This is a genomic window from Vibrio sp. Vb1018, from assembly GCF_033338775.1.
GTDB lineage: Bacteria > Pseudomonadota > Gammaproteobacteria > Enterobacterales > Vibrionaceae > Vibrio > Vibrio alginolyticus.
Genome location: NZ_JAWOTI010000001.1, coordinates 429,789 through 445,137 on the forward strand (window position 1 = coordinate 429,789; position 15,349 = coordinate 445,137).

A 15,349-nucleotide genomic window follows, 5' to 3' on the forward strand; every position below is an offset into this window, starting at 1 on the left:
CTGCTAATCTGCTCGCCGCTTTGAAGTGAACTCAAGGTGCATAACTATAAGGAGTGTTCTCATGAATACCAAGAAACCGATGTCGCTTACCAGCCGCGTAATTTTAGGTATGGTTGCGGGTATCTTGACAGGATTTGCAATTCGCACACTTTTTGCCGACAACGGATTTGTCGACGCATACATTGTTAATGGATTATTCGAAGTTGGTGGACAGATCTTCGTTGCCAGCTTAAAAATGCTTGTTGTACCGCTAGTATTTGTTTCGTTAGTTTGTGGTACTAGCTCTCTCAAAGACCTCTCTACACTGGGTCGCATGGGCGGTAAAACCCTCGCTTTCTACGTTACGACAACGGCTATCGCGATTACGCTTGCTCTAACTATGGGTACTCTATTCCAGCCAGGGGCAGGGGCAGATCTAACGGCAGCAAGTTCATTCAAATCAGCCGAAGCGCCATCTTTAGGTCAGGTGATCATCGATATGTTCCCGACCAACCCAATCAGCGCAATGGCAGAAGGTAAAACTCTGCAAGTTATCGTGTTCGCCGTGCTATTCGGTATCGCGATCAGTGCAGCGGGTAAACCAGGCGAACGCATCGCAGCATTCTTCTCTGATCTGAATGAAGTGATCATGAAACTGGTCGCGATTTTGATGAACTTGGCACCTTATGGTGTGTTCTTCTTAATGGCGAAGCTATTTACTGGTCTTGGTCTGGGCGCGATCGTCAATCTGGCAGAGTACTTCTTAGTACTGGCTGGTACGCTTGTCCTACACGGTCTAGTTACTTACAGCTTAATGTTAAAAGGTTTCACAGGTCTAAACCCAATTACGTTCCTACGTAAGATGGAAGACGCAATCATGTTTGCTTTTTCTACAGCATCATCGAACGCGACGATTCCAGTGACAATGGAAACAGCAAAGCACCGCATGGGTGTTGAGAACCGTGTATCATCGTTCACAGTACCACTTGGTGCAACCGTGAACATGGACGGTACGGCGATCATGCAGGGCGTAGCAACTGCGTTTATTGCTCAAGCTTTCAATATTGATTTAACTATGGGCGATTACCTAATGGTTATCATGACGGCAACTCTGGCGTCTATCGGTACCGCAGGTGTTCCTGGTGTGGGTCTAGTAATGTTGGCAATGGTATTGAACCAAGTTGGTCTGCCGCTTGAAGGTATCGCACTTATCATGGGTGTTGACCGTCTTCTTGATATGATTCGTACCGCGGTAAATATCACTGGTGATAGTGCTGTGACCGTCATCGTTGCGAAATCAGAAGGTGCATTGGATGAAGCTCGCTTCAACGACCCAATGGCAGGCGTAGCCGAAGAAGAAGTGCACCTGAAACGCGCGGAAGCTTAAACCCTTCCAAGTTAAATTATCCTGTCTAAGCAAAAACCACCTTACTCTAAGGTGGTTTTTTATTTCCAATTAACCCGAAGTCAAAAAGGTTTAGATAAATTTCTCGTCCCCCGAGGTTGTTTCAATTACTAATCGGTAAGTAGTTAGATTCTATATTAGTTCATCTAGAGGGTTAAGATAACTCGCCTATGTTTATCACTTTGAAAATGATATAAGGAACATTTTCATCATATAGAGATACAAATTCCATTATCAAATTAAAGTTCAAAACCAAATCGCGATAGATAGTAGTCTGATAATTAAGTTGGTACTAAGATACATACATCATAATTTCATGTTTAAAAATAGTCTTTTTTATTCATTTTCTCATTTCCAATACTTGCATTAGGTTTCAACGAAAGTATGTTCGATTTTTTTAAGAAATTTAAATATACATTAAGCCCAGAGGTAAAAGGTACTTTAGTTCTTGATCAAAGACCTCTAGAAAATGTAACGGTTTACTTAGAAGCTAATTTTTTAAAAAATAATTACAAAAGGAGTTCAAGTACTAATGAGTTAGGTGAATTTCACTTTAAACCAGTCATACATGCTCAAAGGTTCAAAGAATCAGCTTTGAATCAAACATATTCATATATCGGAATATATACCTATATAAATGAAGAAAAGAAATATATTTGGGAGTCTCAGTTAAACTACGTTTCACCACCTATATTTATAGAGGACAACTTAAGTAATCTTTACTGTGAGCTTGAAGATACCGAGTTTCGATACTTTTTCAAGAATATCAATCTAGAAAATGCTGGAGATCTAATGGTTATTAGCAACTGCAATTTAAATGGATTTTTATATAAAAGACATTTTTCATAGAGTTTATGATTGTGATGATTATTAAACTCAAAGTTCTTTAAAAGAAAAAGCTATACCTGCACGCCTCAATCAAGTTTAAACATATCAATCAAAGTGCTAATTCGCAGAATATTTCTCTAAAGTAATTCACTACTTAACTTTCGTATACTCCTGATTCTACATAACCAGTTAGTTTGCACTGACTGTACACATAAGTATCATCTTCACCATTTCCAAAATAAGAAAAAGCGAAGTAGTAAACTTCATTGGTTACTTCACAATTCAAATTTCCCATATTTTCTCTAGCAAACTCATAAGTCTCATAACCATCAATTGAAGACTCCCATATCGTCACCTCTTCTCCATTTGCTAGATGAGTCTTCAGGAAAACGAGCACGTATTTCTGATCTAAGTTCAATAAGTCTTGAGACTCATGCTCTTCAAATGCAGGGAAGGCAAACGATCCGTTAGCATCAGTAATAGTTTGAAACTCATGAATGGTTCCACGCACACCGACTCGGAGGACCACTAATTGAGATGACAACGGTTTTCCGTTCAAAGTTAGCATACCAATAATATCTGGCGTATACCTGTACATGAAAGGTTTCTCTTAGATAAAAACTTGAATCTGAAAGTACCCTTTCAAATCGAGCAAATCTACTACGGAAAAACGTATTGTGACGAGCTCGTGTGCTTTGAGTAAATGTTAAAAATAACAATTTCTTGTTTGCGCTAAACCAAACATAGAACATGTTTGATGGGCCATACCTACTCCACCATCGAATTCAGTTTTTCTCTAGCTTGTGCTTCGTGTTCTTTAGTGATGGCATTACCGACTGAGTTCGCGGCTAAGGTAAGTGCCGCCATATCATCGGTAAAACCGACGCCAGCTAGTACGTCTGGCACCATATCTGTTGGTAGGACGAAGTAAGCCAGCGCGCCACCTAAAATAGCCTTGTGGCGAACAGAGGTGTTGGAATCTGCCATCGCGAGCCATGATTTTATGCCCATTACGGCAATTTCTTCACCCGCTTTCTTAACCGACCCTTTCATTTTTCGCCAGAATGTTTTCTCATCTGGCGCTTGCATCGTTTGATCTTTGGCGTCTTTCGGCGCCGATTTTACAGACATTGTTGTGGTCATCGTTGCCTCCGAAATTTATGACTATGTCCAACATATTAATAAATCGAACCTGAACGCAAGATTAATAACAAGAAATGATAGTAAAGTGAAACACAGATAGAAAAATCCCCAAACCGAAGTCCGGGGATTATTGCCTTGGAAACAAAAAGTCTTGGAAAACAAAAGTTTTGAAACCAAAAGCTTTGGGAGCCAAGCTTTAGAAGCAGAATGCCTTATTGAACAATCTTCTCCAGTACACGTATCAACATTTTGATACGTGGTTCAATAGACTCAAGCAACAAGTACTCTTGATCGCTGTGGAAGCCCGCACCGATAGGTCCTAGACCATCCAAAGTTGGAACACCAAGAATCGCCGTGTTGTTTGCATCAGAGCCACCACCTACTTCTTTCCAGTTGATTTCGATCGCCAGTTCACTTGCGGCTTCTTCAACTAGCATCATCAGGCTTTCTGTTTGTGGGCTTGGCACCATAGAAGGCTTATAAGCTTCACGAACCAACTCAATTCTCACGCCACCAACGAATGGTGTTTCCAGCATGCCATTTAGCTTGCTATCGACATCATCGTATTCTTCGTTGCTCCAGAAACGCACATCCACGATCGCTTCCGCGTGCTCAGGGACGATGTTCGCACCGTTGCCGCCAGAAACAATGCCGACGTTCAATGTGGTACCAGATTCAAAGTTGGTCATTGCATTGACAGCCAGAATCCAATTCGCCATCTCAGTGATTGCGCTGCGGCCGTTTTCTGGCTCGTTACCTGCGTGAGCAGCAACGCCATTAAAGGTCATTTTGTAGCGAGCCATGCCTTTGCGCGCTTTCACTAAACCACCGTCTGCACGTGCTGCTTCTGCAACCAGCACATTCTTAGCGTTTTTCGCAACTGATTGAATCCAATCCACAGAGTCCAGAGAGCCCGTCTCTTCATCTGGGTTCATGCAGATAGCGATAGACAACTTATCCAACACCGCTTGGTCTAGATTGCGCATCGCGTATACGATGTTCAGCAAGCCAGATTTCATGTCCGAGACGCCCGGACCGTAGGCTTTCTCTGCATCTTGAGACATTGGACGAAGCTCAGCAGTACCCACAGGGAACACGGTATCCATGTGACCAATCAGCATTACGTCGATTTGCTCAGCTTCCGGCTTGTTTCGAACTTCAAGACCGATGCCCGCTCTGCCACAGTCGATGCGTTTTACGCTCCAACCTGACATCGCTTGGTACTTCTCTTCAAATTGAGAAGCGATAAACTCGATACCATCAGTCGTGTAAGTGCCACAATCCACATTAATCAGCGGACGTAGCTCTTCTAGATATTCATTTAGAGAGAATTGCATGACTCACTCCTAGACAAACAGATTCATCACCAGCATTGCGCCAAACGCGTTCAATACTGAGATTGCAATCATAACTGGGATGTAACGACCTTCAGTACCAATTGGACCCATGATACGACCCATGTACTGAACTTGAGAGCCCATTAGGTAGATAGCAGGCGCAAGAATCGCAATGTGCGTACCGTTCAGGATACCTTGGTCAAACAGCGTAATCACTACGCCAACCGCACCGCCCATCGACATCCAAGCACCGATCAATACCGCTGCTGCTTCACCCGGAAGACCAAACACTGCCATGATTGGAGAAAACACCGTGCCCATCAGATCCAACGCGCCAGTGATTTGAAGCGCTTTGATGATAACGAACGCCATCAATACGTTAGGCACCGTAGAGGTAGTCGCAATTACCCAGCCTTTCTTAGCACCCTCGACGAAGATATCCGTCACCATTGGTTTTTTCGCTTTAACGTCACCCATTATGCCGTCTCCTCTTTTAGGTTCTCTGATTTGTTTTGGTCTTGCTTGTCTTCTTTACCTTCCGTCATGTTCAGGTAGATACGGAACAGGTTCGCGCCGATGATCTTAAATGCGAACATCACCACAACTGCTAAACCAATAGAAGACGTTACTGCTAGAGAGCCGTCAGCCATCGTCAGTGTGAACAGCACAGCACCCGATGAGAAGAAGTTCACGATGGTTGCACCTGCAGTGAACTGGAACATGGTAAATACGTCCGTTTCACGCTTAGTTAGGTGACCTTCATCTTTTAGCTGACGCGTCATTGCCGCACCTGCATCGGTACTTTGTAGAGAAGCAATTAAAGCCAGACCAGAGTTACCAGGGATGCCCATTAGAGGACGTAGAAGAGGAGTAAGAAGCTTACGAGCTGCTTCAAGTGCACCGTAGTGCTCAAGTACGTTGATCATACCTAATGCGAACATAACGGTTGGAATCAAAGTAAGTGCGAAAATGAAACCGTCACGAGCACCGCTACCGCCAGTACCACGGAAAGATGTGGTCGCAGCTTGTACCTCGCCATCCGCACCTTCCGTTACGCCGTAAGCCACTTTACCGAAAGAGCCATTAAGCGTTGTAAAGTCGAATACACCGTACCATTCGTTGGATTGCATCAGACCAGAAAAGAACACAACCGCAAACGCCAGAGCAACGTAGCACCCCAGTGTAACTTTACGCTCAGTTTGAACAGGAATTTTCATAACATTACCTACACATGTGGACCTTAACACATATGTTCACCTGAATAATGTGCTAGAGAGATGATCAAAATCAATCCGTCTGCCGAACATTATCGCGACTCAGTTATGAAGTTTTATTTTATGATTCCAATCACAATTGAAAGATAATAAAAATTTGTGCTAACAATTAGGTATATTAATCTATGTTGATAGTTCACGACTTCTTCATCAACTCAACAAATGATTCTGACGAATATTGCTTTCTACAACATGCATGACGTACTTCATACTTTGGCATTGAGGCAACATCGATTAACTCGAAAGTAACATTCAGCCACGAAATTTAGGTTAGGATGGCCCGGTCATATGTAAACGGCATAAACCAGAATTAACAGGACTATACGACCCATTGTTACGCTCACAATATAAAATAGCCAAATGGACACTCGCCCTCGTGCTTTGGGTGGTGATGATATGCTTAAGCCAAAATTCTGGTTTCTCGAAAAACTGCCCGAAGGCTCACCAAATACAGAGTCAGCAAGATGAGAGTGTGAATTTATCACCATCTTGCGACCTTTCAGAAAAGCTGGTTCAAGCGTACCAACATCAGTTTGATCATATTCTTATTCCATTTTTTCTGTTTGCTTTGATTGTGGCGCTGCCGATGACAACCACAGCAATTCGTTATCTGGAATACACAGAACCGATACCGGAAAAGTATCGGGTTCACCTAAAACTTTGCGTGTTTAGAGAATAAAGCCAGCAAGGCGAGAGACCTTTCTGCCTGACTTTTGTGCATATTTTATTCACTTCACATAACAAACAACGAAATTTAAAAGTTTTAGGAAATATTATGACATTCACTCGTACACTTTTGGCGTTAACGATGGCTATCGTATCTGCCGTATCTTTCGCATCAGAAAAGACCGCAGAACAAAAGCTAGAGGAAGTTAATCAGATACTAAAAGATAACCCTCAAATTCTTGATTCATTGCACCAAAACCTTCAAGAGTACATTGCGTATCAACAGTCATTTGGCGACACCTTGAAGGAGGTTCGTCAATATCTAAGTGATGGCAAACATTCCTCTTTTGGTGCTGAAAACCCTGAGTTAACCATTATTAACGTAACAGACTACAGCTGCCCTTTTTGTAAACGTTTAGAAGGAGAGCTGGTCAAAGTTGGTAAGGAATATCCGCAGGTAAAAGTGCTTAACCTCAATGTCTCTTTTAAAGAACAATACGAGAAAAACGGCTACAACTCGGCAAGTTACGCATTAAATGTTTGGCAAAACCAGCGAGATAAGTACGAACAAGTGCATGAGTTATTGGTGAAAAAACCGGGCGCACATGACGCACGTTCCTTAAATCAAATCGCGAAAAAAACGGGGACAGAAGCGCAGCTTGTCGACGACAAAGAGACCAAGGCGTTGCTTGATAAAAACTATCAGTATTTCACGCAACTTGGTTTACGCGGCACGCCTGCGTTGATCATTAATGATCAAGTCATTCCTGGCTATGTGCCGTTTGACGAGCTAGAACAAGTCATCGACCAAGAACTGGCGAACTAAAACAACAAAGCCCTTCCCTGATAACTCAAGGAAGGGCTTTTTCTATCTAGGCTTAAAACGAAGTTCTAACTACTTTTCGCGACCCACAAACGCCACAACGACTTTGTCATTGCCAAGCGAGCGAGAGAACACATACGCACCTTCTTGTTCAATCACTTGATGTTGACCTGCACCAATCGCTGGGTGCGCTTTACGGAACTGACCAAGGGTTTGCCAGTGTTTGAGTAGCGCTTGCTTCTCATCCGATAGCTTCCACACCATGTCAGAACGTGTGCCTTGGTGGAAATCATCCGCGTAAGGACCAATGTTACGACCAACTTCATCACCATAATAAACCTGAACAGCACCAGGACTCAGAAGCAGTGCATTCGCGGCGTTACGCTGCATACCGTAATCTTTGAAGCGAGAGAAGAACAGCTCGGTATCGTGAGAAGACATGTAGCTCACAGGGTTAAAGTCTTTCTCATTGGCGATAGTATCTGCGTAACTTTGGTAAGTGTCTGCCATTTGGCTGAAACACGCCGCGCCTTTGTCTAACTTCTTCTGCATGTCGAAGTTAATCAACGCGTCAAAGCCATCGTCAAAGTAAGGGCTGCGATAAGCGGTATGTCCCCATACTTCACCCATCATCCAGAATGGCTGACCTGACTTACCGTTCTCTTTACGCCATTGCTCAAGGCTGCTTGATGCCTCTTCTTTCAAGCGTTTCCACACATCGCCTTCAACGTGCTTCACCGTGTCGACACGGTAACCATCAATACCAAAGCGTTTCACCCAATCAGTTTGCCACTCAATTAGGTAGTCCGAGACGGTGTAATTATCACGCGCCTCAACGCGAGTGCCAGGGTTATCCAATAGCCATTGAGCTGGCTTCACGGCTTTGTCTGATTCAGTGATAAAGTCAGGCAAACCCGCCAATGACATGGTGATATCACTGCTGCCCGGAACTGGGTATCCCGGTAGACCTGTTCTTATCCAGTCACCGCCCCACCATTTCGCCCAGTTTGGACTCTGGTAATCAATATTCTGGTGGTAGCTATGCCAATTTTTACCCGCTTTTGGTTGCCAATCCCCCCACTTCTTAGGTAGTTCAGCGTTTGGTTTTAACACCTCAATACCATCAAATTGCAAATCGGCTAACGTTGAGTAACCGGTGTGGTTGATTACTGCGTCCATCAATACTTTAAGGCCACGTTTGTGTGCCTCTTCCACCAGCTTTTTCAGGTCATCTTCGTTACCGAAGTTCTCATCAATCTTGGTGAAATCACGCGTCCAGTAACCGTGGTAAGCGTAAAATGGGAATGAGCCGCTATCGCCGCCGCCCACAAAACCATGCACTTGCTCAACAATTGGCGACAGCCAAATTGCATCTGTACCTAGGCTCTTGATGTAATCTAGCTTTTCGATCACGCCTTTTAGGTCACCACCGTGGAAGGTACCAATCTCTTCTTTGCCGTCTTTCTTTCGCCCATAGCTGTTATCATTGCTGGTATCGGCATTGTTAAAACGGTCGACCATCACGAAGTAAATGTTGGCATTACGGTAATCAAACGGTACTGCTTCTTTGGTTTTCTTCACTGGCTCTAGTAGCACCAAACCGCCGGAATCTTTGCTTGGTGTCAGCGATACTTGCTGATCTTTTACTTCGACCATTTGACCAGAATAGGCATCACGCAACTTGGTGCCATCGGGGAAACTGTCACCCAGCGCGATGGTGACTTCGCCGCCTCGGTAAACCTCACATTGCACTTGTGGGATTGGGCGTTTGAATTCTGTCTTGGCAGCTTTCTTAGGTTCACGCTTGAAGCGTAGAGTTTTGGCTTCCGCATCAAAAGCAAAAGAGTAATCGCCAGTAAAACGGATTTTTAACGGCAGTTCTGTTGGTTTTCCGCAGTTCAGCGCGATAGGTTTGTTGAATTTGACCTTCTGACCATCAGGCGCGACACAGTCGCCTTCAACACCCGTGATTTTGAGCGTGTATCCGTCTTTGGTTAAGGGCACAACCAAAGGTTGCTCTGCACTTAAAGGAAAGTCACGGCTGTTGGTCGTGGTAGAAATGGTGATGTTTGGCTCGGCGATGGCACTTGCCGATGCAAGCAATAAGGTCGTCGTAATCAGATTCAGTTTCATCGTTCAGTCCATTGGTTGCGCATAGGCGCAGTATTCGTGTTGTAGTTTTATTCACACTAATAGTAAATGGATGAAAAACTGAGCACATCATTCTGAAAGGCTACGCCCTAAAGCTTGTGACGCTTCACATTTTGCTTTTATTGGGGCGTAGTTCTATTTACGAGCAGGATAAAAGGGAGTTTAAAGCTGCACGCTGCCTAGGTTGCGCATTTGTCTCATCGCCCAATTGACGCGGCTGATGGTGTAAGAAGTCTGAGGGTAGACTTTGATGCGATACGGATTTGGCAGCACCACCGCAAGCCTTGCTGCTTGGCGTGTTGAAAGTTGTTTAGCTGGAATACCAAAGTAGTTTTGTGCAGCGGCTTCCGCCCCATAAATACCCGGCCCAAACTCCACCACATTCAAATACACTTCGAGAATGCGTTCTTTACTCCACATTGCTTCCATCAGCAGAGCAAAATAAAGTTCATACGCTTTGCGCACATAAGAGTGTGAAGGAAACAGAAACACGTTCTTTGCAGTTTGCTGAGTAATCGTGCTCGCACCGCGAGAGGGACCGTTCTCGCCAGACTCTGAGATCACTTTAAACAAGGAATCAAAATCCACTCCGTAATGGGTCGGGAACTTTTGATCTTCTGTCGCAATCACGGCCAGTTGAATGTGTTTAGAAATATCACTCAAAGGCACCCATTCATTTTGACTCTCTTCAGGAAATCCTTCAGGAGGAGAAATCATGCGGCTGATCTTCCATCCCCAAATTGGTGGATCGATGTATTTCACTATGCCAACGAGCATCACTGGTAAAAGCAAAAGCACCAATAAGATATTGAACAGAAGGGATTTAATCTTTCTCAAAGTCCGACCTAGCCTGATTTAACAAAACAATATGATGCAAGTATAGAGTATGCAGTCTGTTTATCGTTAGTGAAAACTTGGTCAAAAAAAGCCCGATTTACAATGTAAAACGGGCTTAGAATTTGATTAGACTAAATTATTTGTGCAGCTTGTAGAACACGGTTGAAAGTGGAGGCAAACGAAGCTCAAGTGATTGAGGCAGTGATTCACTTTCAACTTTTTCCGTTTTCACACTGGTCAGCACTTTAAAATCGCTGCCGCCGTATTTGCTGTCGTCTGTATTCAGTAGCAGTTCGTATTGACCTGCATTTGGAACACCTAAACGGAAACGCTCGTGTGGTACGGGCGTAAAGTTGGTGATGATCAGAATACGCTCACCTTCTTTACTAATACGCTCGTGCGCTAGGATGCTCGCATCCGCTTCGTCTTGTAGACGCCACTCAAAACCAGCAGGAACACAATCTTGATCGTGCATCGCCGCTTCATTTCGGTATAAGTGGTTCAAATCTCGCATCAGCTTTTGGACACCTTGATGACGCTGATATTCCAGTAAGAACCATTGCAACTGATCATCGTGGTTCCACTCCGCCGTTTGGCCAATTTCCGCGCCCATAAAGTTCAGCTTTTTGCCCGGTTGACCATACATATAACCGTAGTATGCTCGTAGGTTTGCGGTTTGCTGCCATTCATCACCCGGCATCTTGTTATGGATAGAGCCTTTGCCGTACACCACCTCATCGTGAGAGAGAGACAAGACGTAGTTCTCGCTGTGCGCATAAACCAGCGGGAATGTGATGGTATTGTGGTGGTATTTGCGGTGAACAGGATCTTCTTTGATGTATGAAAGACTGTCGTGCATCCACCCCATATTCCACTTGAAGCCAAAACCTAAACCACCCATAAAGGTTGGCGCAGACACGCCCGGAAACGCCGTTGACTCTTCCGCAATCGTCATCGCATTCGGGAAGTGCTTGTACACTTCTTCGTTCATCCATTTTAAGGTTGCGATTGCGTCGTAGTTTTCGTTGCCACCGTCGACGTTTGGTACCCACTGATCGTGACTACGTGAATAATCGAGATAGAGCATCGACGCGACAGCGTCCACGCGAATGCCATCGATATGGAATTGTTCAAACCAGTACAGCGCATTCGATACAAGGAAGCGACGCACATGTTCACGGCCTAAATCATAGATGTATGAGTTCCAGTCTTGGTGCCAACCGCGACGCGGATCTGGATCATGGAACAGAGGCGTACCATCAAAGTTCGCTAAACCATGATCATCCGATGGGAAGTGCGCCGGTACCCAATCCAGCACAACACCGATACCAGCTTGGTGACACGCATCCACGAAGAATTTGAAATCATCAGGGGAGCCAAAGCGGCTAGTTGGTGCAAACAAGCCAACAGGTTGATAGCCCCATGAACCATAGAATGGATGCTCAGACACAGGCATCAGTTCAACGTGGGTGTAGCCCATATCCACAAGGTATGGCACCAACTGCTCCGCGAGTTCGCGGTAGTTCAGGAAATCACCTTTCTCGTCGCGCTTCCATGATCCAGCATGTAGCTCGTAAAACGATAACGCTTCATCACGCTTTTGCGTCACTGCACGGTTTTGCCATTTCGCATCTTGCCATTGGTAACGCTTGTGATCGTAAGTAATGGACGCGAACGATGGGTATTGCTCAGAGTAGAAACCCCAAGGGTCTTGTTTATGAGGAAGCCCTTCCCCATTTGGCCCTTTGAGCTCAAATTTGTATTGTACCCCCTCTTCCAGACCAGGAATGAATAGGCCCCAGATACCGTAGTCTAGGCGTTGCATTGGATGACGACGGCCATCCCATTGGTTGAAGCAACCCACAAGGCTAACAGCCGATGCATGTGGTGCATAAACAAGGAAACGCACACCAGAGATGTTTTCACCGCCACGTTCTAGCGTGACAAAGTGTGCGCCCATGTAGTGATACATGTCTTTTGGCGTATGCAGATGCTCGTACTCTTGGTAGATATTGTGGTACTGGTACGGGTCATCAATAATTTGTTCAACACCATTCCAATCGACCGCTAAACGGTAGTGGGTCAGGTGTAAATCGCGTTGTTCTTTTAAGATGAAACCGCTGTCGCCATCACGCTCAAGCGCCACGCGAGGTTCACCATTAACAAGCAGTTCAACCTTGTTTGCGCCCGGCATCCAAACTCTCAGCGAAGCTTCGTCGTCAATGAATGGACCCAGCGCCGCAAATGGATCTGAGTAAGCCGCCTCAGCAAGCAGTTCGTATGCGCGTTCGTGTTGTTTCTTTATTTTCTTGGTTTTGGTGGTTTTCAAATCTTTCTCCCTAGAGCCAACATCCTTTTCAAGACCAGAGATCTGAATCAAACATCGGTTTCTCCACAGCCAACGTTGTGAACTCACAAAAAGACTCCGCTTCTCACGTTCGTTGCGTAAACGGCGTCAAAATACAAAAATGCCCGCTATTGTCGCGGGCATAATAACGGTACTTCATCCTAACGGATTGTGTTTTAGGAATGAGTGACCTAGACGGAACTTTCGTACCTCTGAGCTAACAAAATTGGTAATCAGCTCGTCCATCTACGCCACTCTAGGCATCTTACTTACTCGCCTGTGCGCGAACTTCAGTAAGGCGTTTAGAAATACGATTCACATCTTCACGGCTGAAGATTTCATCTAGGTTCATCGACAATTTACGACGCCAGTTTGGATACTCATCCACCGTGCCAGGAATGTTGACCGGTTGATCCATTTCTAGCCAGTCTTCAAGCTGAACGCTAAGCAGTGCAGAGTCACCCGCAGCTACGTGCAGTTGCAGCGCTTCGCTTAGGTATGAATCCATTGGCACGTACTGAGCATCATGACCAATGCCTTCTGGCAGATAGCCATGCCAGCGAACGCTGTCTAGAATACCTTGTTTGCACTTCAAGCGGTCAGCGAATAGGCCTTCCAACTGCTGTTCATCAGGGTACAAACCAATCTCACGCCCCATCTTCAAGTCATCACAGTGCCAGAAACCGCGTAGTGTTGGCATATCGTGCGTACACAATGCCGCCATAGACTGCTCTGCGTAATGCTTCGGAGAAATAAAACCACCGTCGTCTTTTGATGTTTCGAAGAAGAAGACTTTGTACGAATGCACACCCGCATCACGAAGGATATCAACGATTTCATCAGGTACAGTACCCAAGTCTTCACCGATTACAGAACACTGATGACGGTGAGATTCCAACGCTAGGATTGCTAGCATGTCTTCAACTGGGTAGTACAGGTATGCGCCTTCTGTCGCTTTCTCGCCTTTTGGAATCCACCAAAGGCGAAGCAGGCCAAGTACGTGGTCGATACGCAATGCACCACAATGCTTCATGTTAGCACGTAGCAATTTGATATAAGCGTCGTAGCCAGTCGCTTCTAAAACCTGAGGGTTAAGCGGAGGCAGACCCCAGTTTTGGCCTAGTGGACCAAGTACATCCGGCGGCGCACCGATGCTTGCATCCAATACTAGCGCGCCTTCGTCTGCCCATGTTTCGCTGCCTGAATCTGCAACACCAACCGCAAGGTCGCGGTACAAACCCACAGCCATGCCTTTTTCTTCGGCTAGCGCTTGTGCTTCTTTGATTTGATCGTCTGCGATCCATTGCAGGTACATGTACAAGTGAACACGATCTTGGTTATCCTTGATGTACTTCTGAGTACCAGCTGCGTCGAATGTGCGGTATTTCTCAGGGAATACAGGCCAACCCCACATGTTTGCATCTTCTGCATGTAAATCAGCATGAAGTGCATCGAATGCAGCTTGATGTAGCAAGCTGTCGCCGCCTTTTTCAACAAAGTCCAAGAAGGCACGAGCGCGATCGGTGTTCTTGTCTAAATGGCGAGCTTTAAACTCACTGAATAGCAGCGGAAGAACGCTCATTTTTAGTTGCGAAACTTCGGTGTAATTCACCCAATGAGAGTCTCGCGCTTTTTGTAGACGTTGTTGGAACTCTGCACTACCCACTCGCTGTTGTGCTTCTGCACTTAGCGCGAATTCAGGTACAGAGCTTACGTCGATGTACATGATGTTCAACCAACGACGAGAAGACGGGCTGTATGGGCTTGCCCCTTCTGGATTCGCAGGGAACAGCGAGTGAATAGGGTTCAAGCCAATGAAGTCACCGCCACGAGAGGCAATATCACTCACCAGTTGTTTTAGGTCGCCAAAATCACCGATGCCCCAGTTATGCTGAGTACGCAGTGTGTAAAGCTGGATACTAGGACCCCATAGCTTTTTGTGTTGGTTTAGATCGTCTTGTTTGAAACACGCTTTCGGCGTAATGATCAATGACATCTCGTAAGGTGTTTTACGACGCTTACGACTGATGATCAGTTTGTGATAACCCCAAGCCAAGTTCTTTGGCAATGCAAACACTAGAGGGCCACCCTCAGCACGCTCATCACGAACAATTTGGGACTGAAGATAGCCTTCAAGTACCTCTCCTTGTTCTGTTTCTAAACGCCAGCTGAATTCACTCTCACGAGCACTCGTACCTAGGTTTAGTTCCACTTCGACTGGTTCGCCGTCGCGTAAAACAAGAACAGGGGCTAGTACGTCTTTTTTATGTTTCTTTTCAGCAGAAGCCAGTAGTTTTTCATCACTGCTAGTATCGTAGCCAAGCGAAGCGAGCAAGCGGCGTAGCGTCTCCTCAGACACTTTAGCCTCATCTCCCCAAGCACTGACATAGCTATCAGCCAATCTCGCCATTTCCGCGACTTTCTTTAATGCTGTTTGTTCTTTCATCGCTTTCTCCGAAGGTAATACCAACACCTTCCATGTAGGGTTTTATTGTTATCAATAACTTCTTTTGGAAAATGACCAAAGGTAGCGCTTGGCTACCTTGGTCTTAACTAGGT

13 protein-coding genes are annotated in these 15,349 nt (G+C 45.3%); 4 read left to right on the plus strand and 9 right to left on the minus strand.

Features of this window, described 5'->3' with window-relative positions; translation table 11 throughout:
* The first annotated feature begins 61 nt into the window (after nt 1–61).
* Together R7Z10_RS01840 and R7Z10_RS01845 are read left to right on the plus strand one after the other, a co-directional pair.
* Nucleotides 62–1,366 (plus strand): dicarboxylate/amino acid:cation symporter, encoded by a 1,305-nt coding sequence (locus tag R7Z10_RS01840; protein ID WP_054576578.1) that lies wholly within the window; start codon nt 62–64, stop codon nt 1,364–1,366.
* 402 nt (nt 1,367–1,768) lie between these two features.
* The gene (locus tag R7Z10_RS01845) at nt 1,769–2,233 is read left to right on the plus strand and encodes a DUF6795 domain-containing protein (RefSeq protein ID WP_225491615.1); all 465 of its coding nucleotides are present in this window, start codon (nt 1,769–1,771) and stop codon (nt 2,231–2,233) included.
* Nucleotides 2,234–2,366: 133 nt separating this feature from the next.
* Here R7Z10_RS01845 and R7Z10_RS01850 read toward each other — a convergent pair whose 3' ends face one another.
* From R7Z10_RS01850 to R7Z10_RS01870, 5 genes are all read right to left on the minus strand, one after another.
* Nucleotides 2,367–2,810, minus strand: coding sequence for a DUF6795 domain-containing protein (locus tag R7Z10_RS01850; protein ID WP_054576577.1), 444 nt, complete (start codon nt 2,808–2,810; stop codon nt 2,367–2,369).
* 170 nt (nt 2,811–2,980) lie between these two features.
* The gene (locus tag R7Z10_RS01855; protein WP_054700617.1) at nt 2,981–3,355 is read right to left on the minus strand and encodes a YkvA family protein; all 375 of its coding nucleotides are present in this window, start codon (nt 3,353–3,355) and stop codon (nt 2,981–2,983) included.
* A 212-nt stretch (nt 3,356–3,567) separates the two neighbouring features.
* The gene (locus R7Z10_RS01860; protein WP_025768633.1) at nt 3,568–4,692 is read right to left on the minus strand and encodes a M20 family metallopeptidase; all 1,125 of its coding nucleotides are present in this window, start codon (nt 4,690–4,692) and stop codon (nt 3,568–3,570) included.
* A 9-nt stretch (nt 4,693–4,701) separates the two neighbouring features.
* The gene (locus R7Z10_RS01865; RefSeq protein ID WP_005374849.1) at nt 4,702–5,169 is read right to left on the minus strand and encodes a YjiG family protein; all 468 of its coding nucleotides are present in this window, start codon (nt 5,167–5,169) and stop codon (nt 4,702–4,704) included.
* A complete protein-coding gene (locus R7Z10_RS01870; protein ID WP_213891063.1) occupies nt 5,169–5,909 on the minus strand; it encodes a nucleoside recognition domain-containing protein in 741 nt (246 codons plus the stop codon). Before R7Z10_RS01870 ends, R7Z10_RS01865 begins: the two co-directional genes overlap by 1 nt.
* Before the next feature lie 448 nt (nt 5,910–6,357).
* Between R7Z10_RS01870 and R7Z10_RS01875 the strand changes: the two genes are divergently transcribed.
* Together R7Z10_RS01875 and R7Z10_RS01880 are read left to right on the plus strand one after the other, a co-directional pair.
* A complete protein-coding gene (locus R7Z10_RS01875) occupies nt 6,358–6,645 on the plus strand; it encodes a hypothetical protein (protein ID WP_080996838.1) in 288 nt (95 codons plus the stop codon).
* Between the two features lie 96 nt (nt 6,646–6,741).
* Nucleotides 6,742–7,458, plus strand: coding sequence for a DsbA family protein (locus tag R7Z10_RS01880; RefSeq protein WP_053349997.1), 717 nt, complete (start codon nt 6,742–6,744; stop codon nt 7,456–7,458).
* A gap of 69 nt (nt 7,459–7,527) precedes the next feature.
* On the opposite strand, the gene R7Z10_RS01885 is transcribed toward R7Z10_RS01880, so the two are convergent.
* The 4 genes from R7Z10_RS01885 to malQ form a co-directional block, all read right to left on the minus strand.
* Nucleotides 7,528–9,588 carry an alpha-amylase gene (locus tag R7Z10_RS01885; RefSeq protein ID WP_318103775.1) on the minus strand — a complete coding sequence of 687 codons (2,061 nt, stop codon included), beginning with the start codon at nt 9,586–9,588 and terminating at the stop codon, nt 7,528–7,530.
* 180 nt (nt 9,589–9,768) lie between these two features.
* Nucleotides 9,769–10,443 (minus strand): monofunctional biosynthetic peptidoglycan transglycosylase, encoded by a 675-nt coding sequence (mtgA, locus tag R7Z10_RS01890; protein ID WP_025998606.1) that lies wholly within the window; start codon nt 10,441–10,443, stop codon nt 9,769–9,771.
* 136 nt (nt 10,444–10,579) lie between these two features.
* On the minus strand, nt 10,580–12,772 hold the full coding sequence (gene glgB / locus R7Z10_RS01895; RefSeq protein WP_318103777.1) for a 1,4-alpha-glucan branching protein GlgB: 2,193 nt from the start codon (nt 12,770–12,772) through the stop codon (nt 10,580–10,582).
* A gap of 283 nt (nt 12,773–13,055) precedes the next feature.
* Nucleotides 13,056–15,236, minus strand: a complete 2,181-nt coding sequence (gene malQ, locus R7Z10_RS01900) for a 4-alpha-glucanotransferase (RefSeq protein WP_005374838.1) — start codon at nt 15,234–15,236, stop codon at nt 13,056–13,058.
* Nucleotides 15,237–15,349 lie beyond the last annotated feature (113 nt).